The sequence below is a fragment of the Luteitalea pratensis genome (assembly GCF_001618865.1).
GTDB lineage: Bacteria > Acidobacteriota > Vicinamibacteria > Vicinamibacterales > Vicinamibacteraceae > Luteitalea > Luteitalea pratensis.
Window position 1 is genome coordinate 1,632,692 of the sequence record NZ_CP015136.1, and the last position, 26,847, is coordinate 1,659,538.

18 protein-coding genes and 3 pseudogenes are annotated in these 26,847 nt (G+C 66.4%); 15 read left to right on the plus strand and 6 right to left on the minus strand.

The window, feature by feature from the left end; all coding sequences use genetic code 11:
* Positions 1-2 precede the first annotated feature (2 nt).
* Positions 3-161, minus strand: a complete 159-nt coding sequence (locus tag LuPra_RS31650; protein WP_157898826.1) for a hypothetical protein — start codon at positions 159-161, stop codon at positions 3-5.
* Between LuPra_RS31650 and LuPra_RS06775 the strand changes: the two genes are divergently transcribed.
* The 5 genes and pseudogenes from LuPra_RS06775 to LuPra_RS06795 all read left to right on the plus strand — a co-directional run bounded on the left by LuPra_RS06775 (position 160) and on the right by LuPra_RS06795 (position 5,483).
* Positions 160-1,497 (plus strand): peptide MFS transporter, encoded by a 1,338-nt coding sequence (locus tag LuPra_RS06775; RefSeq protein WP_157898827.1) that lies wholly within the window; start codon positions 160-162, stop codon positions 1,495-1,497. The two genes, LuPra_RS31650 and LuPra_RS06775, sit on opposite strands and share 2 nt — an antisense overlap.
* A 108-nt stretch (positions 1,498-1,605) precedes the next feature.
* A pseudogene (locus tag LuPra_RS34275) lies at positions 1,606-1,742 on the plus strand (haloacid dehalogenase-like hydrolase); the annotation flags it as partial.
* An 18-nt stretch (positions 1,743-1,760) separates the two neighbouring features.
* Complete coding sequence (locus tag LuPra_RS06785) at positions 1,761-2,825, plus strand: type II toxin-antitoxin system HipA family toxin (protein ID WP_110174564.1); 1,065 nt, start codon at positions 1,761-1,763, stop codon at positions 2,823-2,825.
* A gap of 270 nt (positions 2,826-3,095) precedes the next feature.
* Positions 3,096-3,818 (plus strand): hypothetical protein, encoded by a 723-nt coding sequence (locus LuPra_RS06790; protein ID WP_110170045.1) that lies wholly within the window; start codon positions 3,096-3,098, stop codon positions 3,816-3,818.
* 558 nt (positions 3,819-4,376) lie between these two features.
* Positions 4,377-5,483 (plus strand): potassium channel family protein, encoded by a 1,107-nt coding sequence (locus tag LuPra_RS06795; protein WP_157898828.1) that lies wholly within the window; start codon positions 4,377-4,379, stop codon positions 5,481-5,483.
* 196 nt (positions 5,484-5,679) lie between these two features.
* Here the strand turns inward: LuPra_RS06795 and LuPra_RS34280 are convergent.
* Positions 5,680-5,769 (minus strand): annotated as a pseudogene (locus LuPra_RS34280) (RNA polymerase sigma factor SigJ); the annotation flags it as partial.
* A gap of 183 nt (positions 5,770-5,952) precedes the next feature.
* On the opposite strand from LuPra_RS34280, the pseudogene LuPra_RS34285 reads away from it, so the two are divergent.
* The 3 genes and pseudogenes from LuPra_RS34285 to LuPra_RS06815 form a co-directional block, all read left to right on the plus strand.
* Positions 5,953-6,096 (plus strand): annotated as a pseudogene (locus tag LuPra_RS34285) (3-keto-5-aminohexanoate cleavage protein); the annotation flags it as partial.
* A gap of 276 nt (positions 6,097-6,372) precedes the next feature.
* Positions 6,373-9,873 carry a serine/threonine-protein kinase gene (locus LuPra_RS06810; RefSeq protein WP_157898829.1) on the plus strand — a complete coding sequence of 1,167 codons (3,501 nt, stop codon included), beginning with the start codon at positions 6,373-6,375 and terminating at the stop codon, positions 9,871-9,873.
* A gap of 78 nt (positions 9,874-9,951) precedes the next feature.
* On the plus strand, positions 9,952-11,235 hold the full coding sequence (locus tag LuPra_RS06815) for a hypothetical protein (protein ID WP_157898830.1): 1,284 nt from the start codon (positions 9,952-9,954) through the stop codon (positions 11,233-11,235).
* 103 nt (positions 11,236-11,338) lie between these two features.
* On the opposite strand, the gene LuPra_RS06820 is transcribed toward LuPra_RS06815, so the two are convergent.
* Both LuPra_RS06820 and LuPra_RS06825 read right to left on the minus strand, forming a co-directional pair.
* Positions 11,339-11,953 carry a cupin domain-containing protein gene (locus LuPra_RS06820; protein WP_110170050.1) on the minus strand — a complete coding sequence of 205 codons (615 nt, stop codon included), beginning with the start codon at positions 11,951-11,953 and terminating at the stop codon, positions 11,339-11,341.
* 9 nt (positions 11,954-11,962) lie between these two features.
* Positions 11,963-12,979, minus strand: coding sequence for a DUF481 domain-containing protein (locus tag LuPra_RS06825; protein ID WP_157898831.1), 1,017 nt, complete (start codon positions 12,977-12,979; stop codon positions 11,963-11,965).
* 399 nt (positions 12,980-13,378) lie between these two features.
* Between LuPra_RS06825 and LuPra_RS06830 the strand changes: the two genes are divergently transcribed.
* Complete coding sequence (locus tag LuPra_RS06830) at positions 13,379-15,229, plus strand: sensor histidine kinase (RefSeq protein ID WP_110170052.1); 1,851 nt, start codon at positions 13,379-13,381, stop codon at positions 15,227-15,229.
* Positions 15,230-15,235: 6 nt separating this feature from the next.
* Here the strand turns inward: LuPra_RS06830 and LuPra_RS06835 are convergent, their stop codons facing one another.
* Positions 15,236-16,459, minus strand: coding sequence for a cytochrome c peroxidase (locus LuPra_RS06835; protein WP_110170053.1), 1,224 nt, complete (start codon positions 16,457-16,459; stop codon positions 15,236-15,238).
* 146 nt (positions 16,460-16,605) lie between these two features.
* On the opposite strand from LuPra_RS06835, the gene LuPra_RS06840 reads away from it, so the two are divergent.
* Positions 16,606-18,789 (plus strand): LpqB family beta-propeller domain-containing protein, encoded by a 2,184-nt coding sequence (locus tag LuPra_RS06840; RefSeq protein WP_162271310.1) that lies wholly within the window; start codon positions 16,606-16,608, stop codon positions 18,787-18,789.
* Between the two features lie 62 nt (positions 18,790-18,851).
* Here LuPra_RS06840 and LuPra_RS06845 read toward each other — a convergent pair whose 3' ends face one another.
* A complete protein-coding gene (locus LuPra_RS06845) occupies positions 18,852-20,210 on the minus strand; it encodes a pectate lyase family protein (protein WP_110170055.1) in 1,359 nt (452 codons plus the stop codon).
* Between the two features lie 153 nt (positions 20,211-20,363).
* Here LuPra_RS06845 and LuPra_RS06850 point away from each other — a divergent pair, with 153 nt between their 5' ends.
* From LuPra_RS06850 to LuPra_RS06870, 5 genes are all read left to right on the plus strand, one after another.
* Entirely contained in the window at positions 20,364-20,774 is a 411-nt protein-coding gene (locus LuPra_RS06850) for a hypothetical protein (RefSeq protein ID WP_157898832.1), read from the plus strand.
* A 158-nt stretch (positions 20,775-20,932) separates the two neighbouring features.
* A complete protein-coding gene (locus LuPra_RS06855; protein ID WP_110170057.1) occupies positions 20,933-21,280 on the plus strand; it encodes a PadR family transcriptional regulator in 348 nt (115 codons plus the stop codon).
* A 15-nt stretch (positions 21,281-21,295) separates the two neighbouring features.
* Entirely contained in the window at positions 21,296-23,950 is a 2,655-nt protein-coding gene (locus LuPra_RS06860; RefSeq protein WP_110170058.1) for an ADOP family duplicated permease, read from the plus strand.
* A gap of 96 nt (positions 23,951-24,046) precedes the next feature.
* Entirely contained in the window at positions 24,047-24,454 is a 408-nt protein-coding gene (locus tag LuPra_RS06865; RefSeq protein WP_157898833.1) for a response regulator, read from the plus strand.
* Positions 24,451-26,841 carry an arylsulfatase gene (locus LuPra_RS06870; RefSeq protein ID WP_110170060.1) on the plus strand — a complete coding sequence of 797 codons (2,391 nt, stop codon included), beginning with the start codon at positions 24,451-24,453 and terminating at the stop codon, positions 26,839-26,841. Before LuPra_RS06865 ends, LuPra_RS06870 begins: the two co-directional genes overlap by 4 nt.
* Positions 26,842-26,847: the final 6 nt, after the last annotated feature.

The following is a 26,847-nucleotide window of genomic DNA, read 5'->3' on the forward strand; positions in this document are numbered from 1 at the left end:
GTTCAGCGGACATACACCTGCGCAATCAGCACGATCGCGCTCACTCGAAAGGACGCAAGCATTGTCTTCGCCGACGGTGACCCCGCCGCCAGTGCCCGGGTCTGCTCCGTGTTGATGACGAGCCCCAGGCCAGCGTCGGCCAGCGAAGCGACGGCGCCCATGCGCGGCATTCTCGGCCAGCCGAAGGGGCTCTACTACCTCGCCGCCACCGAGGCATGGGAGCGGTTCTCGTACTACGGCATGACCGCCCTCGTCGTGCTGTACATGGTCAATCAGCTGCTGCTGCCGGGCCGCGTCGAGAACATCGCAGGCTTTGCCGGGTTTCGCACTGCGCTCGAAAGCGTGTTCGGGCCGATGTCGACGCAAGCGCTCGCGTCACAGATCTTCGGACTCTACAGCGGCTTCGTGTACTTCACGCCGATGCTGGGCGGCTGGATTGCCGATCGCTTCATCGGCCAGCGCAACGCCGTCGTGATGGGCGCCGTGCTGATGAGCGGCGGCCACCTCGCCATGGCATTCGACCGCAGCTTCCTCATCGCCCTGGTGCTGTTGATCCTCGGCAGCGGACTTCTGAAAGGCAACATCTCCGCCCAGGTCGGCGCGCTGTACGCCGTCGACGACGCAGCCAATCGCGTGCGGGCCTATACCGTCTTCTCGATGGCCATCAACATCGGCGCGGTGTTCGGGCCGATCGTCTGTGGATTGCTGGCGCAACGCTACGGCTGGCATACCGGGTTCGGCGCGGCCGCGCTGTTCATCATGATCGGCCTGGGGACCTATCTGGCCGGTTACCGTCATCTGCCGGCGCGAACCGAGCGCGCGGTCAGCGCCAAGCGTGCGCTGACGTCCAGCGAGTGGCGGCGGGTCCGGGCCATTTGCGCGGTGCTCGCGATCGTCGTGCTTCCTGCGACGTCCTACCTCCAGTGTATGAACACGGCAGCGGTCTGGACGCAGGATCACGTCACTCTCGAGCGCGCCGGTTTTGTCATCCCTGTGCCGTGGTTCAACGCCGTGGATGCGGCGTTCTCGATCCTCGGCGTGCCAGTGGTCTTTGCAATCTGGCGCTGGCAGGCCGATCGTCGCGCCGGCATCGAACCTGGCGATCTGGAGAAGATCGGCCTGGGTGGGTGGCTGGTCGCCAGCGCCAACCTGATCCTGGTGGCGGCGATTCTGGCGCTCGGCAACGACGGGCTGTCGCCGGTCTGGCCGTTTCTCTATTTCGCGATGATGGGCTTCTCGTTCCTGTTCTACTGGCCGGTGACGCTGGCGCTGGTCTCGCGCGCCGCGCCCGCGCCGGTGAACGCGACGATGATGGGCGTGGCGTTCCTGGCGCTGTTCGCGGGCAGCAACATCATGGGGCGCCTCGGCGGGCTCTATGAAGCGCTGTCGCCCGCGATGTTCTGGGGCCTGCACGCCGCAATCGCGGCGGCGGGCGGCGTGGCAGTGCTGGTCTTCGGCGACGCGATCACGCGGGTGCTGAGCACGGACGACGCCTAGACGGGCCGATAACATCAGCGGAGTATCTGCGTCCACGCCGTTGCTCATGCTGACGACGATCCAGCCCTGCGCCCTGGCAAGTGCGGGCGACGTGTCCCAAGCCGGTGAATCTGGAGTCGCATCGGCCGCCGGCCGATTCTGGCGTTCGGCAACTCGAACGGCGACATCCAGATGCTGCAGATCGCGGGCGCAAGAACGGACCGACGTTGCGCCTGCTGCTGTTGCACGACGACAACGAGCGCGAGTCGCCTACGTGTCGGGCACTGCGGTGGGATGGCCGGTTGGTCGGGACGCTGCACACGAACCAGCACGGCGAGAAGCAGTTCGTCTATGACGCCGCCTGGCTCCGCGACGAGGATGCGCCGCCGCTGTCGCTGTCCTTGCCCAAGCGCGACGTGCCCTTCAAGCGGCGCGAGTGTCGGCCGTTCTTCGCGGGACTGTTGGCCGAGGATCTGCAGCGCGACGCCGTGGCTCACGCGTTGGGCGTTTCCCGCGGCAACGACTTCGCGTTGCTCGACGCGCGTGGCGGTGACGTGGCCGGTGCGCTCATGTTGCTGCCGGATGGCACCGCACCGCCCGAGTCCCACAGTGACATACCGTCTCGGCCGCTCGATGATGCGGCCCTCGTGGCGATCCTCGATCGTCTGCCGAGCAGGCCATTGCCTGCTGGACAGGACGGGTTGCGCCTATCACTCGCCGGCGCGCAATCCAAGTTGCCCGTCGTGTTGGTCGAGGGGCGCGTGGCGTTGCCTGCGCCCGGGCAACCGACGACGCACATCCTCAAGCCTCCCATCGCCAGATTTCCGGGAACCACCGAGAACGAGGCGCTCGTGATGCAACTCGCTGCCGCGTGCGGCCTGCCGACTGCTCGCGCAGAGGCCCGGGCAGTGGCACAGCGGCTGTACCTCCTTGTCGAGCGGTACGACCGGCGCGTGGACGACCAGGGCCGCGTGCGACGCCTGCACCAGGAGGACACCTGTCAGGCCCTCGTTATTGTCCCTGAGCACAAGTACGCCGCCGAGGGCGGCCCGACGTTTCCGGCGATGTTCGCGCTGCTGCGACGTGCCACGCAGCAGCCGGCGCTGGCGGTGCTCGCGTTTCTGGATGCCGCCATCTTCAACGTGATCGCCGGCAACGCCGATGCGCACGGCAAGAACTTCAGCCTGCTGCATGCCGGAGGAGCCACCCTGGCGCCGTTCTACGACCTGCTGTGCACGTTGGCCTATCCCGACCTGTCACCGCGATTCGCGATGAAGGTCGGGGGACATGGCCTGCGCAGTAGGCGGCGCGTTCTCTCTCACTTGGCTCGTTGTGCTTTGCTCCGTTAGCTACTCCATGCGTCAGCCGCGCTGATGGAGCTCACAAGGGTCCACATCCCGTTGCTCATGATGGTTGGCGCCAAGCATGGTCCTGGCACCCACCATGGTAGATTGCTGTTGTTTCGAACGAATTTGCGAAAGAGCTTTGGCCTCCGAGCAAAGCTCGCGGGGCGTTTCGCGAAAGCCGAGGCCGCACGCAGAGGGCCAGCCCGGGGCGTTCAATTCCATGACGCATCGCCGTATAGAGTTTGGATGGGCGCCTCACTGCGCTGATCGCCTATGGAAATCACCGCGAACACTGTCGGTGTCCAACTAGCCAACATGTTGCGCCTCGGCGCCTTGATGTTGTTGTGCCTGGCGATGAGCGTCACCTGCGCCCGTGTGCTTCGGCCCGGCATGAACTCGGACTGTGCATGGCCGCCCGAGACGGTCGATGTGCTCGACCTCTCGAATGCCGCAGATGCACGGCACCTGGTGGTCGACGCGGAGTTGATCGACGAGTTGGTCGATCGGTACCGCTTTCACCCGACGGTTGAGCAACGCCGCCAGTGCGAGACGCGCCTTGTCGCCACCGTCGCACACGTGCACGGCTTAGGCGTGGGTGATGTCGCGCAGGCGCGGCTGCGGGTGTTCGACCGAGGACTGAATCTCCCGGTCATCCTTCCCATGGTGGCGATGTTCATCGGAAGCGCGCGGCGAGTCACTCGATGGATCCAGGAGCGGTTTGGAGAAGACCCACTGATGAGGGTCGTCAGCCTGAGCGTCGCGTCGATTGGGCTGAGCGGATCCTTCGTGCTGGTTGGGGAGTTGTGGACTTCGGTGCTGCAGATGATTCGGGTGGGAAGTCAGCACGTCGGCGGCCGCGTCGACAGGCTGCCGTGGCTGCAGCATCAGCCACTCATCTTCGTCCTCGGCCTCGGGCTGTTCTGGGTCGTTTACTCGGTGACCCTGGCAGCTGCCCGTGGTCGCCAAGACCCCAGAGCTGCTGAACGCTCGCACTAGCTAACGCATGACGAAGGTCGCGCCGTCCATCGGCACCTGCGAAACGACATCAAGTACCAGCGGTGCTGCCCGCTTCATCCGGCCAGCCTGATTGAGACGGTGAGCATCGCGGAGCGCGCACAGCGCCATTGGGACGATCTTCTGTCGGTCCCCATAGTGCCGGACGCATCGACATACGCCAGCACAATGCGCGCGCGCAATGCGTGGGCTCGATCAACACGCGCCCTCTTGGTCAAGCGCACGAGCCCACGAACAGCTCCAGCCCGGCATACGAGGTGAGCGCGCGGTCGGCGAACTCCAGCTGGAGATCCCCGTTGACTCGCGCGCGTAAATCGGTTCTGCTTCGTCTCGCGTACGGTGGCCTTTCGCGAGTGGCGTGAAGAGGTGGGTGGCACCTCCCCTTCAACCACGACGGAAGGCCCCCTTTCAATGACCATGCGTCGGCACCGCCACGCTTTCTGTCACATCAGGGCCAACTGAGAGCGACACGGAAGGTGACATGAGCGACGGCTCCGGCGCAGAGGCTCGGCTGTGAGCGAGGGCGGCCGACTTCGCGACATGGCGTCGTGGCGCGACACCTTGCTGAGCGTGCTGACGGCGTGGAATCGCCACCAAGTCTGGAAGATCCTGACCGCCATCGTGGTGATCTGGATCGCCAGCGGCACCGCGCTCCACTTCGCGGAGCGTGGCACGAATCCAGCGTTCGGGACGTTGCGCGAGTCACTCTGGAACGTCTGGGTCACGCTGTTCAGCGGACTCAACAACGCGCCCGACTCTCCCGTGGGGCGGCTCGTGGTTTCCGTCGTGCTTGTCGTCGGTGTCGCCCTGGCTGGTCTGTTCACGGCGAGCGTGGCGTCCATCCTGGTCGAACGCTCACTAAGGAGTCGTGAGGTGACGAATCTTGAAATGTCCGACCATCTGGTGCTCTGCAACTGGTCGCCGCGGGCTCTGGACTGGATACGCGAAGTGCACAGCGGTATCGTCACCGACAATCGGCCAGTCGTGATCGTTCACGACACACCCGACGAAGTCGTGTTGCCTGACAAACAGGATGAACCCGCCTTCAACGACGTCTATATCGTCAAGGGTGAGCCAGCCAACGAAGTGATCCTGCGCCGCGCCAAGGTTGCGCAAGCGCATTCGGTCGTCATCCTGTCGGATGACCGCCAGGAACAGCACGCCGACGGCAAGACCATCGTGTGCTGCATTGCCGTCAAGAACGTCTGCGTGCAAGAGCGCCAGCCCAACATCGTCGCCGAGTGTCAGGACCCGAAGTATCGGCTGCACATGCGCAAGGCCGGTGCCGATGAAGTGATCTCGGCCGCCGATTTCGGATTGCGGCTGATGGCACGGGCTTCGCTCTTTCATGGCATGACGCGCGTCTATCAGGAGCTGCTCTCGATCCGGCGCGACGCCAACGAGATGTACATGGTGCCGGTGCCGGCCCAACTGGTCGGGATGGATTTCGTCGCCGCGGCAAGCGCGTTCCTGCCCGATCGAACGATGATGAAGGCGTGCCTTCTCATCGGGCTCTATCGCCGTGACAAGATGATGCTCAACCCGGTTGGCACGGAAGCGGGACCGTTGTGCGAAGGAGATGAGCTGATCTTGCTGAGCCAGACTCTGCCGGACCTCTCACAGCTGAAGCCGCCCGACTCCCCATAGCGTCTGCCAGGACGCTGCCCCAGAACTGACCACCCGAGGTATTGCGTAAAGAACGCACTCGAGCGGGCCACATCCGTCACCTGATAACGAACGCCGTGAACGGCCTTGACGAATGCGTGTGGTGCGGTCTCGTGGGTGACGTCCTGCATCATGGCGAACGCTCTCGTTCTCTACTGCGTCTGAAGCCACTTTTCTCATCGTGCAGCAGGAAGGCAGCCCGCTCGAGGGGTGACAGCCGATCGAGCGTCAAGAGCAGCGCGATGGACAGATCCCCGGCCAGCTCCGTCCGAGGTACGCACTGACGGCCCACAACTCATCCGAGCACTCGGCGGATGCTTGTTCTGGACGGTCGAAGTCGTCCGGCGCATCGGCGTACGGTCTTTGTTGTCCTGGCGCTGATCCTGAGTGTCGTGGTTCTGGCGGATCAGACCCTTCGTGCGCGCTCACCGGCGGCGTGCATACGCCAACGATGACTCCGGCACTGCCGGTGTCGCCGGACATGCTCGCCGAGCAGGGCATCGCGGCGGCACGGGCTGGTGCGGCGATTCTTCACGTACACGCCCGAGATCCGCGCGACGGCAGGCCAACGCCCGATCCGGCGGCCTACATGCGTGAAGTTGGCGGTTCCCGGCAGCGTCACGGTGCGGCCGGCCGACCCGTGTCGTTGCCGAAGTCGTAGAGGCGGGAGCGCAGCCCACCCTTGCCGCCCCACACCGGGTCGGCTGCTACGCAGCGCCTTTCCTGCGCACGAAGGTCAACCAGGTGAGGCGCGCGGGCTCGGACATGTACCACGCAAGGGGGGCGCTCGATTCATCAATGCAGGCGGGGCCTGCCAACGAACTGGCATCTCTTTGGCCCCAAAGGGCACGCTTATACTGCAGGAATCTCCGTGCAGCTTGACCGCCCTACACAGATAGGCCCGTACGAGGTCCGGAATCGCCTGGGCAAGGGCGGGATGGGCGTGGTGTACCTCGCGTACGATCCCGCGCTCGACCGGCTGGTCGCGGTCAAAGTGCTGCGAGTGCTCGACGAGGACATCCGGCGCCGCTTTCTCAAGGAGGCGAAGTTCGCGGCGCGCGTCCAGCATCCCAACATCGTCAGCATCTATGGGGTCGGGGAACACGAAGGCAGCCCGTACATCGCGATGGAGTACATCGCCGGGCAAACGCTCGCGGACGTCATCCACGGCGGTGGCCGAGTCGGGATCAGCCGGAAGGTCCAGTGGCTGTGGGAACTGGCGAGCGGCTTGGAGTATGCCCACCGCCACGGCATCGTCCATCGCGACGTAAAGCCGTCGAACCTGATGATCGGCAGGGATTCCGGCCTGCTCCGGTTGCTCGATTTCGGGATCGCACGTGACCACGAGTCGGATGCCACGATGAGCGGGGTGGCCATCGGCACCCCCCATTACATGTCGCCCGAACAGGTCACCGGACAACCGGTCGACGCCCGGAGCGACGTCTTTGCCTTCGGTGCCGTTGCCTACGAATTGCTGTCGGGTCAGCGCGCCTTCGATGGCGCGCACGCGTTCGAGATCACCAAGCACGTCCTCGAGAACGAGCCGGTGCCCCTCACCGAACTTGTCAACGGGCTGCCTCTCGAACTCGTGAGGCTGATCGAAGGCTGCTTGGTCAAGTCGCTGGAGAGCCGCACGCCCTCGCTCACGCCGGTACTGAGCAGTCTGCGTTGGATCGTGCGTTCGCTGGAAGGCGCGGACGACTCCACGGTGATCCGTCCCACCCCGACAGCCGGCACCGCGTCCTCGCACAATCGCGCCAACCGGCAGGAGCGGCGACAACAACAGGTGGCGTCGAAGGTGGCCCACGCCCGGGCCGCCCTCGAGGCCGGATCCATCGACAAGGCTCTCGAGGCGGCCGACGAGGCGGCGATGCTCGACGAGCACGACTCGGCCGTGCACGCGCTGCTCCGCGATCTCGAGCGTGCACAGCAAGCGCGCGCGGCCGAGTCACAGCTCCTAGCCGCGCAGCGGGCTCTCGACGACGGGGAGCCGACCGATGCCGAGGGCATCCTGGCCGCCCTCGAAGGCCGGCTCGTTACCGATGCCCAACGCGAACGCTGGCAAGCCCTGATCTCCGAGAGCATTCAGCGTCAGCGGGCGACGCGCTGCCATCGGGACATCGAAGCCCTGCTTGACCAGGGTCATGCGGCCGCAGCGGTGTACCGCTTCGACGCGGAGCCGCCCGAGGTGCAGGCCGACCCCGTGCTCCTGCAGACACGTGACGCCATTTCCGCGATTCGCTCGGAACAGGCCGCGCGAGAGGCGCAGGAGCGGGCCCATCGCGAAGCGCAGGAACTGGAGGCTGCGCGTCGAGAACAAGCCGAACGGGAACGGCTGGCCCGTGAGGCCGCCGCCGCGCAGGAAGCGGCCGCACGCGCTGCGCGCGAAGCGCAGGAACGGGCTGCGCGCGAGGCGCAGGAACGGGAGTCGGCGCGGCGCGAGCAGATCGAACGGGAACGGCTGGCGCGCGAGGCCGACGCGCAGGAAGCGGCCGCACGCGCGGCGCGCGAGGCGCAGGAACAGGCCGCGCGCGAAGCGCAGGAACGGGCTGCGCGTGAGGCGCAGGAACGGGAGGCGGCGCGACGCGAGCAGATCGAACGGGAACGGCTGGCGCGGGAGGCCGCTGCGCAGGAAGCGGCCGCACGCGCGGCGCGAGAGGCGCAGGAACGGGCTGCGCGCGAGGCGGAGGAACGGGAGGCGGCGCGGCGCGAGCAGATCGAATGGGAACGGCTGGCGCGGGAGGCCGCCGCGCAGGAAGCGGCCGCACGCGCGGCGCGAGAGGCGCAGGAACGGGCTGCGCGCGAGGCGCAGGAACGGGAGGCGGCGCGACGCGAGCAGATCGAACGGGAACGGCTGGCGCGGGAGGCCGCCGCGCAGGAAGCGGCCGCACGCGCGGCGCGAGAGGCGCAGGAACGGGCTGCGCGTGAGGCGCAGGAACGGGAGGCGGCGCGGCGCGAGCAGATCGAACGGGAACGGCTGGCGCGGGAGGCCGCCGCGCAGGAAGCGGCCGCACGCGCTGCGCGAGAGGCGCAGGAGCAGGCCGCGCGCGAAGCGCAGGAACGGGCCGCTCGTGAGGCGCAGGAACGGGAGGTCGCGCGGCGCGAGCAGATCGAACGGGACCGGCTGGCGCGGGAGGCCGCCGCTGGGCAGCCAGTCGCCGTTCGGGAAGCGGCGGACCAGGAAGCCGACACGCAGGACGCCGATACGCAGGACGCCTCCGCACACACCGCGCCCGCCGCCGCTGGAGAGGACCGGGTTGCGCACGCCGCGCACGTCCCCGCGTCCGGCTCGCGATCCGGTTACTCGCGATCCGGTTATCTGCCGGCCGCAACGCGGCGGCTTGACGGAATCGCGGCCATTGCCGCCTTGGCACTCGCCGTTGTCATGGTGGCCGGCTACATGGTCTGGCTGCGATCGACTCCATCTCCTGCGTCGCCGCCGATTGCGCGTGAATTACCGCAGGCGACGACATCGCTCGTCCCGGACGCGCCGGTGACGAGTTCCGTTCCGGTCGACCCGGCAGCGACGACAACGGTTGCGCCTCAGACGCCTCTCCCAGAACCGGTTCCACCGCCAGCGCCAGCGAGCGATGCGGTGCCTCGCGCGTTGAAGACCGCAGAAGGGTTGCGGCGAGCGGGTCAGCTCGAGCGCGCAATCGCGTCGCTCGTCCCCGAAGCCCTGGCCACACCGGCGGGCGCCCAGCTTGCCGCCGACGTGATCGTCGATGCCGAGCGTCGCATGGCGGCCGCCCGACGGGCCGCGGACACGCGCGGAGCCGGTGATTCGCCTGTCTATGCAGAGGCGCGCCGGCACCAGCAGCAGGCGGAGGCCGCCCGCACGAACCGAGGTCAAGCCGCCGCCGCGGTGCGTTTGTTCCTCGAAGCCGTGGGCGAATACGAGCGAGCGGTGCCGCGACCGCCCTCGCCCCCTCCGTCTTTTCTCGCGAAGGACAGGACCGAGGAGCCGCCACCGGTGGTCACTCTTCCGAAACCCGAGACCACGCCCGCGCCGGAGGCTCCGAAGGCGCCGTCGCCCGCCCCGGCCAACCCGGAACCCTTGATCCTCGCCCAGCTCGACGCGTTCGAACGGGCCTACGAGTCGCGCAGCGTGGCTGCCGTCGAGGCCGTGTGGCCAGGCATGCCCGACGCATGGCGGCAGGGCCTGCAGAAGAGCTTCCGGGACTACTCGGAGGTGGAATGGCGATTCACCGGCCGGGCCATGACCGTCAAGGGCGACGCCGCCTCGGTCCTCGCCGACGCCGTCGTGACGTCGGTGTCCGGCGGGCGGCGACTTGTCACTCCCCGGCGCTACGAGTTCGTGCTTCGCGCCCGCAACAATGTCTGGACCATCAGCGACGTCCGTCTAAGGTGACCAGCGCGGTTCGATCCGGGCCCGCCTGTCGTTGACTGTCATGAAGGATGCGACCATCCCGGTCGTGGAGCTCTCACGATGCCCCTGTATCGAATGGTGACCGGCTGCACGCTGTTGATCCTCGGACTCACGTCCAGTGCCAACGCGCAGACCGTCGCGCCGGCCGGGACCGCACGGGCGCTGTTCGAGCGTATCTTCTTCATCGGCGGAGACACTGGAACCCAGTCGTCAGATATCTCCCGCGCGCAGGCCGTCGAGACCGCCGACCTCGTCGCCGACGGCGTGGCGGTTGCGGCAGGCACTGCCCCACGTCTTTCGTCCGCGGGCTTCAGCTTCACCATCGACAATGTCACGGGCGAGCCCAAGCTGCGCAGCAACTCCTTCGGCTCCCTCTACGTCGAACGGGCGCTCACCAACGGACGCGGCGTCTGGTCGCTGGGGTTCTCGTACCAGCGAGCGTCGTACGACCAGGTACAGGGCCAGTCGTTCGAAGGCATCCCGGTCTGGGAGGAGCGCGGTACCTTCCCGGACGGCGAACAGATCTTCTCCGGCTACTACGCGGTGTTCGACGTCGATACGGATGTCGCGATGACCGCCTTCAGCTACGGCATCACCGATCGGCTGGACATCGCCGCGTCCATCCCACTGATGCACGTTGATGTCCAGGGTCAGGGTGTCCGACGCTACCAGGTCCGACGCGATTGGCTGATCGATCCGGGACTCGAGGCTGGGTATCCCGGCGGTGAGGGAGAAATCGAGATCACGAGCGGGACGGCCACCAGCACCGGGTTGGGAGACATCGGGCTGGCGGCGAAGTTCGGTCTGACGTCGAGCGATCGCGGCGGGGTGGCCGTCGTGGGGGAAGTCAGGTTGCCGACAGGCGATCACGACAATTTCCGTGGCGCCGGCAAGACGACCATCCGCGGCGGGCTGGTCACGTCAGCAATGCTTGGCAACAGTACGGCTGTTCACGGCAACGCAGGCTTCACGGGCGCTGGCGCCGCGAACGGCTTCACCTACGCTGCCGGCATCGACCAGGTGCTTCTCGGAAGCCGACTGACGGTGTCGTTCAATCTCATCGGCGACGTCTTGCAGGACATGCCGACCAGTCTCGATGAGATTGTGGTGCTCCACATCCCCATTCCCCAGCCGCCCGGCCCGCGTGACCGCGACGTCACGGTGCGGCAGTTTGCGTTCCTCGACACGGGTGCTGTCTCGATGATGCGGGGAGCTGTCTCGGCCAAGTTCCACCTGGTCAACCAGTGGTTGCTCGTCGGCAGCGCACTGTTCCGCATGAACGACAACGGGGTGCAGGCCAAGGTCGCCCCGATGATCGGGCTCGAGAAGACCTGGACCCGTTGAGGGCTGCGTCCCGGCGGCGCACTCTCCTCGAGGGTGAACCCGCTGAGGTCGCCGGTGGAACGTCAATCTGGCGGCGCCATCCAGGCGTGAGCCGAAAGCTGTCCTATTTCGTTTCAATCTCCACGAGGTCGACCCGTTCGGTGGCATCGCCGACGGACACGCGGCTTCCTGGCAGGTGCCACGCGAATTCGCCAGGCGTCCGGCCGGCGACGACAACGGCAAGCCAGCCGCGCCGGTGCGTATGCGCCGGCAACGACTCGCCGGGCCCAAGCTGGACACGGCTGACCCGAACGTGCTCGTTCTCGACCTCGACCACATGCCGCGCGACATCGTCGTCGGCGCTGGTGTCGGCTGTCGGTGTGGCGCCGAACAGTTCGACGTCGAGGATTCGCACCGCTGACGTCCCGACGTTCACGACCCGGTGCTCGTACGGAGGCGAGGCCGAGTAGAAGACCACGCGACCCGTCGGTACCGTCTGCGGACGCCCCTCGCCGCCAACCGGATCGGTCCTGGTCGTGCCGCCCGCGATCCTGATGGCGACGTTGTGCAGCGAATGCCGATGAAACAGGCTTGCCACTCCGGCGGGGAAGCCCACGTCGAGCACCCGCACCCACGTGTTCTCGAAGGCGACATGGTGGTGCGGCTCCTTCTCGACCGGAACGACCGATTGGGCCAGCGTCAGCGATCCCGCGAGCACGGCGACGGCGAGGCTCTTCATCGTTCCGGCTCAGAACTTGAAACCGAAGCCGTTCGACCAGCCGTAGTCGTTGCTCGAGAAGCCCGCCGCCGGCTTGCTGTCGTAGTTATCGAAGAGCCCGAACCGGAAGTACCAGTCGCCCGGCAGGTTGAAGTCCACGTCCAACCGATACGTCAACCGGTAGCGGCTGGAAATCGTCAGGCTCGGGTAGTAGTTGAAGCGGGTGATGACGTCGGCCACCTTGAGCCTCTCGGTCATGAACTCCGTGCCGATATAGGCCTCTGCCGAGTCCTCGTTGGGCAGCGCCGGGTCGGTGAAATTCTCATTGGTCCAGGCCACCCCGGCGCCCAGAGCCAGATATTGCGCTGACGAGCGCAGGAGATAACGACCGGCACCTGCCCCAATGGTCGACCGCAGGCTCAGGCCCTGTTCTTCGGAGTTCAGGAAGTCCTGTCCCGTGTTGACGTACCAGCGGCTGCCCAGGAGGCGCCGGAAGTCGTTGCCAAGGTCCCAGCGGCTGGTCTCGGGAGCGTTTGCCTGCGAGTTCCTGAAGACATTGGCAAACAGGACATCGACGTGGTGCTCATCGCGGTAGGAGAGGTTGGTCCCCAGCGAGAGCTGCTTGGCCGAGTTGGTGCGCGTCATGCTGTAGCCGAAGTCGAGGCCCGAGTCGAATCGCGACCAGAACGTTCGCTCGAAGGGCTGCACCATGGACACCTCCGGGAGTTGCACTCGCGTGTCAGCGACCTGCACGACGGCCTTCTGTTCGGGGACGGGCTTGAGCGAACCTGACACGCGCTTTCCGTCGAATGTCTCGAGCAGGAACTGCCTGTCGCTTTCGATCGACGCGATCTTCCCCCACTTGATCTTGAAATCGGCATCCGAGTAATCCGTCGCGAGCGTCAGCACGTCCTTCGTGACGCCCTTGATCTCACCGACCAACCTGTCACCAGCCGTCGTCACGACCACGTCCTGCGCGGCGTGCGCCGCGACTGCGGCGCTCGTGATTACGGCGAACCAGACCGCGACTGCCACCCTGTGACGCATGCTGTTCTCCATCGCACTGAACTGGGGCACGTGACGCCGCCACCGGATCCGTCCCGTCGGTTGCGCGCGCCGAGGATGCCCGAGCCAGGCACGTCGCGTCCACTGGACGTTGAGCGAGACGCGCCATGTCTGACGCCAGCGGCCGCTCGACCAACCGTCGAGTCAGCCGCCCACGGGCTCGTCGAGGAGCGTCGGCGGCAGGGGAGAGTGAGCCCTGACGATCCCGGATCGACAAGCACTGAGTGGTGGACGGGGCCGCCCTGGCGCAGGCCGGCACTCCGATACGCCTGCGCCGACGCGGATGGCAACCGCGCCCGCGCCTGAAGGCGGGGATGCTAGCATTCCTCCCAAGGTCAATCAGTACATGGGGAGCGCGGTCGCGTCATCGGGCACGAAGCCGTGAGCAGCAGGCTGGCCTGCGCGGCGCTGGCGTGCGGGCTACTGTGGCTCGGGGCGTCGCCGGGTGCTGCGCAGCCGGCGGTCCAGCAGATCCTGGTGCTGCAGTCGTTCGCGCGCGGCAACCTGACGCTCGACCACTTCACCGGCAACTTCCGTGTCGACCTCGACCAGATCGCCGGCAGGCCCGTGAATGTCGTGCAACTCGTCGTCGGCCCGACGGGGTTTGTCGGCGCGGCCGAACAGGCGGTCGTCGACTACATCCGGTCCACGTTCGCCGGCCAACCGAGGCCAGACCTCATCGTGACAGTTGGCGGCCCCGCGGCGGTATTCGGGCGCAAGTATCGGCAGCAACTCTTTCCCGAAGCGCCGATCCTGTTCGCGTCCGTCGACGAGCGATATCTCCGCAGCGCGCCACTCGGCGAGAACGAAACCGCAGTCGCGGTCATCAACGATTTCCCCCGGCTCGTCGACGACATCCTGCACGTGTTGCCAGAAACCAGGCACGTGTTCATGGTGCTGGGATCCGGCTCGCTCGGGAAGTTCTGGCGCCCGGAACTGGAGCGCGAATTCCAGCGATTTCGCGGGCGCCTGACATTCATCTGGTCCGACGAACTGTCGCTGGCAGAAATCGTCCGGCGATGCGCGAACCTGCCAGCACACGCAGCAATCTTCTACCTCAGCTTCAACTCGGATTCGCAGGGTGGCGCGTATGCGGACGAGCGCGTCATGGCAGACCTTCGCGCCACGGCGAATGCGCCCTTGTTTGCGGGAATCAATGTGTTCCTCGGATCGGGGGTGGTTGGCGGGACGATGATGTCCATTGACGCCCTGAGTCGCAGCTCGGCGGAGGTCGCCGTCCGACTCCTGAATGGCGAATCGCCTTCACGGGTTCGGGTACCCCCGCAACCCACAGGTCCACCGATATTCGACTGGCGCGAGTTGCAGCGGTGGGGTATTGGCGAGAGCCGGCTGCCAGCGGGCAGCGTCGTGCGATATCGGGCGCCCAGCCCGTGGCAGCAATACCGGTTCACGGTACTTGGCGTGCTTGCCGCGCTCGTTGTCCAGTCGTTGCTGATTGGCGGGCTCCTGTTCGAGCGCCGTGCCAGGCAGCGGGCGGAAATCGAAAGCCGGAAGAACCTGGCCCTCGCCGCTGACGCAAGTCGCCGGCAGACGATGTCGGCGTTGACCAGTTCGATCGGGCATGAGCTCGGCCAGCCGCTCACGGCCATCCTGCACAACGTCGAGGCGCTGCAGATCCTGGTATCGGCCAATCGCGCGACATCCGACGACATGGGCGAGATCGTCGCCGACATCCAGGCGGAAATCGTGCAGGCCACGCAGATCATCGATCGCCATCGGACGATGCTGCGCAGTCATCAACTGGAGAAGAAGCCGGTCGACCTGCACGCCGTCATCAAGGCCAGCCTGGCCCTCGTCGCGCACGACATGCGCGCGCGGCATATCGAGGCCACCGCGCACATGTCCTCGGATCCCTGCGTCATCGTTGGCGATCCGGTACTCTTGCAGCAGGTGCTCGTGAACCTCGTGGTCAACGCCATGGACGCGATGGCCGAGACGCCGCCGGCGCGGCGTCGCCTCACGATCCGGAGCGAAGTCCGTGCCGCCGACGTCGAAGTCTCCGTGCGCGACACGGGAACCGGTCTGCCGACGCACATCAACGGCAAGCTGTTCGCACCATTCGTGACGACGAAGACGCACGGCCTCGGAATCGGCCTGACGATCGTCCGGACGATCGTCGACGCGCATGGCGGCACCATCGAGGCCCACAACAATCCGGACGGGGGCGCGACGTTTGCCGTCACGTTTCGCTGCAACGGAACGTCCGGCTGAGGCTCGCTACCTGTCCATCCGATTCGGACTCAGAAGCTCCAGGTACGCGACGATGTCGTCGACGTCATCGTCTGTCAGCACGATGCGACCGCCCAGGGTGCGCGAACCCACCGGGTCCTGTTCCTCCGTGAAGTTGAAGAACCGCTGGTAGTGGGCGACAGCGTCACGCAGAGTCTTGGCGCCGTTGTCGTGGAAGTATGGCGCCGTGTCCTTGACGCCCCACAGCGTCGGGATCTTGAACGCACCGGCAAGGAAGGCGCGCGGCAGGTCGGAGGGTGGCGGCGTTGGCGGTGAGGGGCCGAGGATCACCCCGACATCTGGCGAGCGGACCGTCACCACCGGGTTGATCCGGTCATCGATGACCCACGTCCGGATCGGATTGCCGGGTTGATTGACGAGCGTGACGCCCGTGTTGAAGAAGCGGGCCCCCACCGGCGGACGACCGTTGCCGAAGTCCGAATGCGCCTGGTTGGACATGTTCAGCATCGGGCCGCTGTGACACAGGGCGCAGATGCCGTCCTTGGAAGGAGGCGCAAAGGGCGCATCCACGAGGAACCTGCGCCCGCGCTGCTCGGCTGGGCTGATTCCCGGCGGCAACTCGGGCGGCGGACCACCAGCTGCGAATTGCCTGAGCGCACTTGAAGAGAAGAAGTGGGCGTCGCGGCGCTCGAATTCCGCGATCGCCTCGAGTTGCGCGACCGTCGGTTCCACCGTGCCCTGGTAGTGGTCGTGAATCGCTCCCAGTGCCTGCTCCTGGAGCGTGGCTGCTCGTGCATCGTGCAGCAGCACCCGGTCAAGGGCTGGCGTGTTCCGGGTCGACGGGATACCGCGAAAGACGGTGACGTGGGTCGCACCACGGTCGTCCGCCATCGTGATCCACGGCGGCAGCGGAATCGAGAAACGGATCGTGGCATGCGCCTGGACTCGGGTCGTGCCGACGCCGTCCTCGTCGAGCGCGTCGTGCAACAGGAACGGGTCGTCCGGGTTCGCCTTGTTGATGATCTGCTGCACGTCGGCCAGGGTAAGCGTTCCGCTGTCCTTGGCATGACACGTGCGGCATGTCCGCCCATTGCCGCCGAAGGTCTCTTTCTCGAAGAGCTTCTTGCCGTTGAGTTCTCCGTCCGGCTCGGCCTGAACTGGTGCCGTTGAAATCGATCGGTCGCTGGCGACGGCAGTCGCGCAAGTGATCGTGGCAACCAACGCAACCACATGACGTACGGTCCCAAACATGGCGCCTCCTGGTGATGGGCGCGACGAATGTGAAGGACATCACTCGGAAGCCGCCAGATCTTTACGGTGTTCTACCGCCGGAACAGCCGGTTGAAAACGAGCCCGCACGGCGTTGTACACTGGGGTCCTTTCACACCGAGTGCCGAATGCCCACCGAAACCGGCGGACGCGGCCACGCGCGAAGCGACCTTCCGGCCGCCGCCGTCCGTGCGCAACTCGAGAGCATCCTCGCCAGCACGGTCTTTGCCCGATCGCCACAGCTGCGGTCATTCCTCTCGTACATCGTCGAACAACACCTCGGCGGGCAGGGACATACGCTCAAGGAATCGGTCCTCGCCCGCGAGCTGTATGGAAAGGGATCGGACTTCGATGGCGGGAGCGATCCGGTCGTTCGGGTCGATGCCAGGAGGCTCCGCGACAAGCTGCGCGAGTTCTACGAGGGCAGAACCGATTCGGTCGTCATCTCGCTGCCAAAGGGCAGCTACGTTCCCCTCTTTGAAGGGAACTCCGGCCCGCAGCGCGAGGAGGCTCCCGCGCTCGCTGTCCGGGAGCGCGAAGTCCGGCGCCCGGTTGTCCATCTCGGCCGGAGGGCGCCGGTCCTCCGCGCTCTCGCGCTCGTCGCGCTCGCCGCGACGGCCGTCATCGCCTGGCGCGCACTCCGCCCGCAAGAGTCTGCAAAGATCCAGATGCTCCCCCTGGCTTCGTACCCGGGTGCCGAGGGACCGCCCGCGTTGTCCCCTGACGGCAATTTCGTCGCCTTCGCGTGGTCGGGCCAGGTCGAGCCTGGCCCGGGCGACATCTACGTCAAGGCTGTCGGGACCGAAGCGCTTCGGCGGCTGACGGACACCCCGGCCTCGGAGTCCAACCCGGCCTGGTCCCCTGACGGAGGCAGCATCGCCTTCGTGCGGGATCGTCGAGGCGTCGTCGTCATGTCGCAGCTCGGTGGAAGCGAACGCCAGGTCTCGGCGTCGGGCACTCACGTGACATGGGCTGCTGACTCGAAATCGGTGCTCATCCGGGACCGGGAAGCGAACATGGGACCATTTGGCATCTTCCAGGTGTCGCTCGACACACTGGAGCGTAGCCGGCTGACGCAGGCGCCCGTCGGCATCGGAGACTGGAGGTTCGACGTCTCGCCGGACGGCAGGACGCTGGCGTTCATTCGCTACGAACGACCGGGAATCGCGGACCTGCATGTCGTAGCCATGCACGGCGGCGAACCGCGTCGGCTCACGAACTGGAATGCCAACCTTACCGGATTGGCGTGGACTCCCGACAGTCGAGAGATTGTCTTCTCGGTCGAGCAGCCGTCCGCCGCTCGTCTGTGGCGAATCAACGCCAACACCTCTCGACCCGGTCGAGGAACGCCGATTCCCGACATCCCGGCGGCTGCGGTCATGCCGTCGATCTCGAGGCCGAAGTCCGGGCTGCCGGCACGCCTCGCCTTCCAAACGATCACCCGCGACGTCGACATCCACCTGATGGACCTCGAGGCTCGGTTACTGGGCGATCGCATCGAGTCGAGGCCGTTTTCGAGGTCCACGCGCGTGGAGAGTTCGGCTCGATTCTCGCCGGACGGCAACCGGGTCGCGTTCGTCTCGCACCGCTCCGGGGAGCCAGAAATCTGGGTCGGTGGGCGCGATGGGAGCGCAATTCAGCAGGTCACGACACTGGGTGCTTCCCAACTTGTCGTCGGTGGATGGTCCCCGGATGGCGCGCGCATCGTCCTGGATGCCGCGATTGACGGCAACAGCGATATCTACGTTGTCGGAGCAGATGGTGGGCACCTGCGTCGGCTGACCTCTGAACCGTCCGTGGACGCAATTCCCTCCTGGTCGGGGGATGGACGGTGGGTCTACTTCGCGTCGACACGCGCAGGCGTCATTCCCGACATCTGGCGTGTCTCCGCCGACGGCGGCCCGGCGATGCGACTGACACGCCACGGCGGCTTCGAACCGCGGGAGTCTCCCGATGGTCGGTCCCTTTTCTATCTCGACCGTCATCCAGCCGGCCTGGCCATCGACGGTACGGCCCGGCTGATGAGCGCACTGCTCGCTGGCGGGCCGGAAGAACCGGTGATGGAGCGAGTTCTACCGTTCTTGTGGTCGGTCACCGACAAGGGGATCGTGTTGGTCACCCGTGAGCCGGACTTCGATGCGATTGACGTGTACCGGTTCGCCGACCAGTGGGTCTCCCGCGTGGGACGGCTCGGCTTTCGGATCCCGGGGATCTACACACACATGACGGTGTCCCGCGATGGGCGATGGGCCTTGGCAACGGAGATGGTTCGATACGACGCTGACCTCCTGCTGCTCGACAACTTCCAGTGAGACGCTCGTCGGCATGGCTGACTGGGTCGCGGGACACACCCGAAACGCCCGACCGTGGATGGTTAGTTCCAATTGAACGGTCCCGCCTCGGATTCAATCAGCGACGGGACCCGCAACGTCCGGTCGATCGGAAGAAACAGCGTTGGCACCCAGCCCACGGCCTCGGCCAGATCCGGCTCGCGGACGGCGTTGTACTCAGCCAGTGGATCCACGCCGTGGTTCGCCGCGGCAGCGTTGAGCAGTGTGCCCTCCGCGTGAATTGACCGGCCGTTGGTGAACCGCGCGATGAAGCGGTCGGGCGCGACGTCCTTGTCGGCCCGGAAGAAGTTGTTCTGCGCAAAGATGCCTGACGTCACTGGCAACGGCTGCACGCCGACGCCCCAGCTGTAGCCGTAGGTGTCACCAGACCGAATGACGTAGTAGTTGTTGTAGACGTGCACCTGCCCGTAGCGGACCCGCGGTACGCGCTGCCCGAGGTTCTCGAACAGATTGTGGTGCAGCGTGACGCGAAGCCGGCCGACGTCGCGCGGGGCGGTGTCCGAGGACCCGATCAGCATCGTCTTGTCGTGATCGCGGAGCCGGTTGTACGACACGGTCACGAGGTCCGAGGCGTTGGTGATGTCCAGGTGGCCGTCGTGGACCTGGTACTTGCTGCCGAAGTAGATCGGAAGCGTGCTGTCGGCGGTGGCCACGTCCCTGAATTCGTTATGGTCGACCCACACGCCCTCGGTCTCGCGCAGCGAGATGGCGTCGTACTCCGCGTCCCAATCGCCAGTGCCGGCCCAGGTGCCGTCGGCGTTGCGCCGCGGCGTCCACGCCGGGAAGCAGTCGTAGACGTCCTCGAACGTGATGTTCCGGACGATCACGTTCCGGCGCGGCGTCGTCGTCGTGCCACGGATGTCCAGCCACGCACCGCGGATCGTGGCGCCCTTGTCCACGCCGACAATCGTCGTGTTGTCCGGAATCCGCCACCGGACCCGTGCTGACTGGTTCGCCGCCGACGCGCGGCGGCCCGCCTCGAGCGACCCGGCGGTGTTGGCCGGTGGGTTCGGGCCCCACGGGCCGGCCGGATCGTAGAACGCGAGGAACGCGTCGAGCGTGTATCCCGGCGCGTAGTAATCCTCACAGGCAAGCGGCTGGTTGCTGTCGTCCACGTTGGCGTCGATCGCGCCGTCCACGTAAAGGATCCGCGGCGCGCCCGTCGGTCCGACTGTGAGGGCCGCGAGGAACTCGGCGCGGTTGCCGACGACGAACACGTGGTCGGCATCGGCCAGCGCACCGCCGGTCACACCGCCGCCGAGCGACGCCCAGCCGTCGTTGGCCGCGAGCACCTCGCGTCCAGGATCGCGCTGCGCGCTGACGATGCACGTGCCGGCCAGGGCCATGGCACATGCGGCGGCGAACCTGTTGCGTGAAGTCATCGGCGTGTCTCCTTCGTCTCGTGCGGGCCGGCCTCCAGCGAGCGGAGCAGCACCCTCATGTTCTCTTGTCTGCCGAGTGTAGCGCGCAAGCTCCGATTCGTCGCCGGCCACTCGCGCCTCGGCGTCGACGTCAAGACGGAGTTGTTGCGCCGCGTGCGCAAGGTGCTGTTCGATCCGCCGGGTCTGAACGCCGAGCAGGTCCGCGCGGACCGCTTGCAGGCATGTCGTCTTCCCGGCCCGCGCTCGATTTCGGCCAGCATCTCCGGCCTGGTCATGACCGGCCATCTGGATTCAGGGCCTTGCGGGTCGGAACTCTGCGACGGAGCCATGTCCCTGGAACGGCTCGATTCGACGAACCGTACAGGTCGAACATCGACCGGGCTGAGTCCATCGCGCGTCGACCTGAAGGTCGACGGCTACAGGGAGAACGTAGGCGTCAACCTTCAGGTCGACGCTCACCACGACGCCGCGCTGGGCCGTTTCCGCCAGGGCTTCGGCGCCCAGGGACAGCCAGGCCAGACACAGACGAACGCCGAACGCCGAACGCCGAACGCTGAACGCTGAACAAGGCCGCTGGCCTCGACGGCCGGCGCGGTCTACTCGTTGCAAGAATGCGACTGGGGTTCGACATTCCCGGCATTCGCGGCATTCGCGGCATTACGTGGCTCTTACCTCGTAGGTAGTAGACACCCGACCACCATGGCGGTAGCCTGTCTACTACCATGCCGAAGAAGTCACCGGGTGAGCGCCGTCTCGAGCTGATGCAGGGCACGCTCGACATGATGATCCTCCGCGCCCTGACCTGGGGCCCGCAACACGGCCACGGCATCGGCCAGTGGATTCGCGCCGGCTCCGAAGACCTCCTGCAGATCGAGCACGGCTCCCTCTATCCAGCGCTGCACCGGCTCGAACGGCAGGGCCGGATTGCCGCCGAGTGGAAGCTCACCGAGAACAAGCAGCGCGCGAAGTACTACCGCCTCACGCCGGCCGGCAAGCGCCAACTCGCGGCGGCGCACTCGCGCTGGGCCGAGATCGTCGCGGTGATTGCGCGCGTCATGGGGCCGGCGTAGGGCGAGGAGACGACCATGTGGCTTTGGCGACGACGGCCATCCGAGCGTGACGTGGACGACGAGATCGCCTTCCACCTCGGCGAAGAGGCGAGGCTGCGCGTGGAACGCGGTGCGGCGCCCGACGACGCCAGCGCCGGGGCGCATCGCGCCTTCGGCAACGTGACGCTCGTCCGCGAGGTCACCCGCGACATGTGCGGCACACGCGGGTTCGCGTCGGTGATGCAGGACGCGCGGTTGGGGCTGCGCCTCCTTCTCCGGCACCGCCTCTTTGCCACCTTCAGTATCGTCTCGCTCGCGCTCGGGGTCGGCGGCACGAGTGCCGTGTTCTCGCTTTACGACGCGGTCGTCCTGCGCCAGTTGCCGGTGCACGCGCCAGAGCAACTGGTCACACTGGCGCTGCACCAGGAGGGCCGCCAGCCCAACTCGTTCATGCCGTTCCCGCAGTTCGAAGCCATGCGCCAGGGGACCCAATCGCTGGAGGGCCTGTTCGCGAGGACCGGCGTCCCGATGCTCAGTGTCAGCGCCGGTGCGACGACAGGCATCGCGTCGGCGATGGCCGTGACCGGTGCGTACCACGGGACGCTCGGCGTGCGTCCCGCCATCGGGCGGCTGCTGACTCCTGCCGACGACGTCGCTGGCGCGCCTGCGGTGGTGGTCTTCAGCCATGCGTACTGGCGACGCAACTTCGGCGGCCGGGCCACGGTCCTGGGCGAAACGATCACGCTGAATCAGGTGCCGTTCACCATCGTGGGTGTCGAGCCCGCAGGCTTCTTCGGTGTCACCGTCGGACTCGCGCCGGACATGACCCTGCCGATGCGGGCCAGTTCGCGGCTGAGCGACAACGAGCCGCCCTGGAACGACGCCTTCGGTACGTGGATCGAAGCCATGGGCCGCCTCCGGCCAGGCGTGTCGACCGCACGTGCTACCGAGGAACTCGACGTCATCTTTCGGCAGGTGAGCCTCGATGCGGCGGGCGATGCCGCTCTCGACTCGGACGACGCGCGGTTTGCGCGCGCCACGCACCTGCGCGCGAGGCCCGGTGCAACCGGAGGCGTCAGCGGCTTGCGCAACCGCTACGAGCGCGGGCTGCAGTTGCTGCTGACCCTTCTCGGCGGAGTCCTGGTACTGGCGAGCCTGAATGTCGCCGCCCTGCTGCTGTCGCGTTCGGAGGCGCGTCGTGACGAGATCGCGATCCGGCTTGCCCTCGGCGCCGGACGGGCCCGGCTGCTCCTCCAGTTGCTCACCGAGTCGGCGGTGATTGCGGCCGGCGGTGGCGCACTCGGGTTGCTGGTGGCCTGGCGGGGCAGCGAACTGCTCCTGCGCCTTGCCATGCCCAACACCACGGTGCTGCCCATCGATCTTTCACCGGACCTGCGCATCGTCGCCTTCACGAGCTTCGTGTCCATTGCCGGCTGCCTGGTATTCGGGCTGTTACCGGCCGTGCGGACCACCGCATCGGCGCCGGCGAGTTCGAGAGGTGAGGTTGGCGGCCGCCGACGGCGTTGGGTCGATCGCGTGCTGGTCATGTCGCAGACCGCCGTCGCCCTCGTGCTCGTCGTCACCGCTGGCCTGTTCGTGAACAGCCTGAGGAACCTGTGGGCGCAGGACACCGGCTATGACCGCCGCAACGTGTTGATGTTCTCCATCGACGCCCGGCTCGCCGGCCAGCGCGGATTGACGGCGATGCAGACCTACCAGCGCGTGCTGGAGCAGTTGCGCGCTTACCCCGCCGCGCAGTCGGTGTCGGTGTCCACCGTTCGTCAGGTGAGCAGCACGTACTACTTCATCGATCGCGTGACGAGTGTCGGCGATCGTCTGCTGTCTGCCGACGCGCCAATTCGTGTCGCCTACAACCAGCTCGGCCCGGGCTACTTCCAGACGATGGGCATGCGCCTGGTGGCCGGACGGGACTTCGGATGGCGCGACGGGCCTGACGCGCCGCCGGTGGCGATTATCAGCCAGCAGATGGCGCGACACTTCGTCGGCGACCCGGTCGGGCAACGATTCGCGCTCGGCCCGGACGACGTGCGCGAAGTGATTGGCGTGGCCGCCGATTCGCGGTACGCGAGAATCACGGACGCGCCGCGCGAGGTCGTCTACCTGCCTTTCTTCGCGCAGGTGTCGCCGCGGTACGCCCCGACCTACGAGATCAAGTACGCGGGCACGACCGCCGATGCGGTGCGGGCGGTGGGCGAGGCCGTGGCGCGTGTCGACTCGTCGCTGGCGCTCTTCGGGACGAGGACACTCGAGGTCGAGACTCAGAATTCGCTCGCGCGCGAGCGGATGCTGGCAGGACTCACGACATATTTCGGGGCCTTCGCGTGGCTGCTGGCAGGCATCGGGCTCTACGGCCTGCTGACCTGCACCGTGGCACAGCGGACACGGGAGTTCGGCTTGCGCATTGCGCTCGGGGCGTCGCCGGGCGCCATCCGCCTGGCCGTGCTGCGCGAGAGCGCCGGTACCGTGGTTGTGGGCCTGCTGGCTGGCGTGGGGCTGGCGTTGCTCGCGTTACGCGTCATTCGTGCGCAACTGTACGGCGTCGCGCCGGTCGATTCGATGATCGTGGCCGTGGCCGTCCTCGTCTTGCTCGCGCTCGGCGGCTGTGCGTCGTTGCTCCCCGCGCGTCGTGCGTCGCGGATCGATCCGATGACCGCACTGCGGCAAGACTAACGCTTGATGCTTGATGCTTGACGCTTGATGCTTGACGCTTCCAGCCTCTAGTTTCCAGCCTCCAGCCTCCAGCCTCCAGCCTCGATGACCGACGCCATGGGCCGACCACGAGTGCTCCTCGCGGAAGACCATGCGCCGACGGCCAAGCTCATGCGTGCGCTGCTTCGCGCCGAGTTCGACTTCATCGGCTGCGTCGAGGACGGGGCGGCCCCGGTGGAGGCCGTCACGCGGCTGTCACCGGACGTGACCGTCTCCGACATCGCCATGCCACATCTCGATGGCATTGCGGCCGCCCGTATCATTGTCGCCAGTGACGCGAACGCCCGCATCGTGCTCGTGACCGTGCATGCCGATCTGATGCTGGTGGAGGCGGGGCTCGCGGCCGGGGTCCTTGGATACGTGTTGAAGGACACGGCTGGCAGCGGCACGGGCCCATCTGACATCACCGTGGCTGGCCATCATCGTGCCGTGCCGAAATCTGCGCTTTCCAGAAGGATTTCATGAGAACACCAGGGATTTGCATCGCTCTCGGGATTGGCCTGCTTGCGGGTGTGGCTGCATGCAGCGCGCCACCATCGCCACCGCCCACGACGCCGGCGGCCGCCGCCGGTGGCATCGATCGCACGGCACTGCCGATCGCGGAACCGGCGCCGCAGCGCTACACCGAACTCGACGCACGCAACGCCAAGGCACCCGAGCGTTTCACGGTCTCTGCGCCCAAGGGGGCGCCCAACGTCGTGATCGTACTCATTGACGATGTCGGTTTCGGCGGGCCGAGTACCTTCGGCGGACCCATCCGGACGCCGACGATGGACACGCTGGCGCAGGGCGGACTGCGCTTCAACAACTTCCACACGACAGCGTTGTGTTCCCCGACTCGTAACGCCCTCAAGACGGGCCGGAACCATCACACGGTCAACACCGGGTCCATCATGGAAACTGCGACGGCGTTCCCCGGCAATACCGGCCAGAACCCGAACAGCGTCGCGCCCCTCGCCGAGATGCTGCGGCTCAATGGCTACAGCACCGGCGCGTTCGGCAAGTGGCATGAGACCGCTGCCTGGGAAACCAGCGTGTCGGGTCCGTTCGATCGCTGGCCGACCCACCAGGGCTTCGACAGGTTCTACGGCTTCATCGGGGGAGAGACCGACCAGTGGTATCCGCTCATCTACGACGGATTGATCAAGGTCGAGCCGCCGAAGATGGAGAACTACCACTTCACCGTGGACATGACCAACCAGGCGATCAACTGGGTCAAGGCGCAGCAGTCGATGACACCAGACAAGCCGTTCTTCGTGTACTACGCGCCGGGCGCGACGCACGCGCCACACCACGTGCCGAAGGAGTGGGCTGACAGGTACAAGGGCCAGTTCGACAAGGGCTGGGACCAGGTGCGGATCGAGACCCTCGAGCGCCAGAAGAAGCTCGGCGTCGTCCCGGCCAACACGCAACTGGCCCCGCGGCCAAAGGAACTGGCCGCGTGGGACTCGCTGCCCGCTGACCAGCGTCGATTGTTCGCGCGGCAGGCAGAAGTGTTCGCCGGATTCCTGGAGCACACCGACAACGAGATCGGCCGGTTCCAGCAGGCCCTGGCCGACATCGGCGAACTCGACAACACGGTGTTCATCTACATCGCCGGCGACAACGGCACCAGCGCCGAGGGTGGTTTCGTCGGCATGTACAACGAGATGACCTACTTCAACGGCGTGGCCGAGAAGGTGGAGGATCTGATCCCGCTGATCGACAAGTGGGGTAGTCCCGAAACGTTCCCGCACATGTCCGCCGGGTGGGCCGTGGCGTTCGATACGCCCTTCTCGTGGACCAAGCAGGTGGCGTCCGACTTCGGCGGCACGCGCAACGGCATGGTGATCCATTGGCCGCAGGGCATCAAGCAGCCGGGCAGTCTGCGCAACCAGTTCAGCCACGTCATCGACATCGCCCCGACGATCCTCGAAGCCGCCGGCTTGCCGGAACCGAAGAGCGTGAATGGCGTCGTGCAGACGCCGATCGAGGGCACCAGCCTGCTCTACGCCTTCAAGGACGCCAATGCACCGGAGCGGCACACGACGCAGTACTTCGAGATGTTCGGCAATCGGGCGATCTACTCGGGTGGTTGGTTCGCGCGCACGATTCATCGCGCCCCGTGGCAGACGACCAACCTCCCGCCGCTGACCGCCGATGTCTGGGAGATCTACGACGTCAGGAGCGACTTCAGCCTGACGAAGAACCTCGCGGCCGACCAGGGCGCGAAGTTGAAGGAGATGCAGGCCCTGTTCATGAAGGAGGCGGAGAAATACCACGTGTTGCCGATCGACGATCGGACCATCGAGCGCACGAACGCGGCGCTCGCGGGCCGGCCTGACGTGCTGGGGACACGGACCTCGCTGACCCTCTACGAAGGCATGCAGGGGATGCTCGAGAACACCTTCATGAACATCAAGAACCGGTCCAGCAAGATCACCGCGGAGCTCCAGATCCCTACTGGTCGTGTCAGTGGCGCCATCCTGTCGCAGGGGGGACGCTTCGGCGGATGGTCGCTCTACGTGAAGGACGGCCGGCCCGCGTATACCTACAACTTCCTGGGGATGGCCCGGTACACGGTTGCCTCACCGCAGGCACTGCCGCCAGGTCCGGTCACGATCACGCTCGACTTCGTCTACGACGGCGGCGGCGTCGGCAAGGGCGGCAAGGCGACGCTTATGGTGAACGGCAAGGCCGTTGCCGAGGGACGCATCGAGAAGACCCAGCCGAACATCTTCTCGGCCGATGAGACCGCCGACGTCGGCATCGACAACCAGACTCCGGTCGCCGAGGGCATCGGCATCGGCGCGGAGACGCGCTTCACGGGCCATATCAACAAGGTGACGCTGGACGTGGGGCCAGCGAAATAGTGTTGC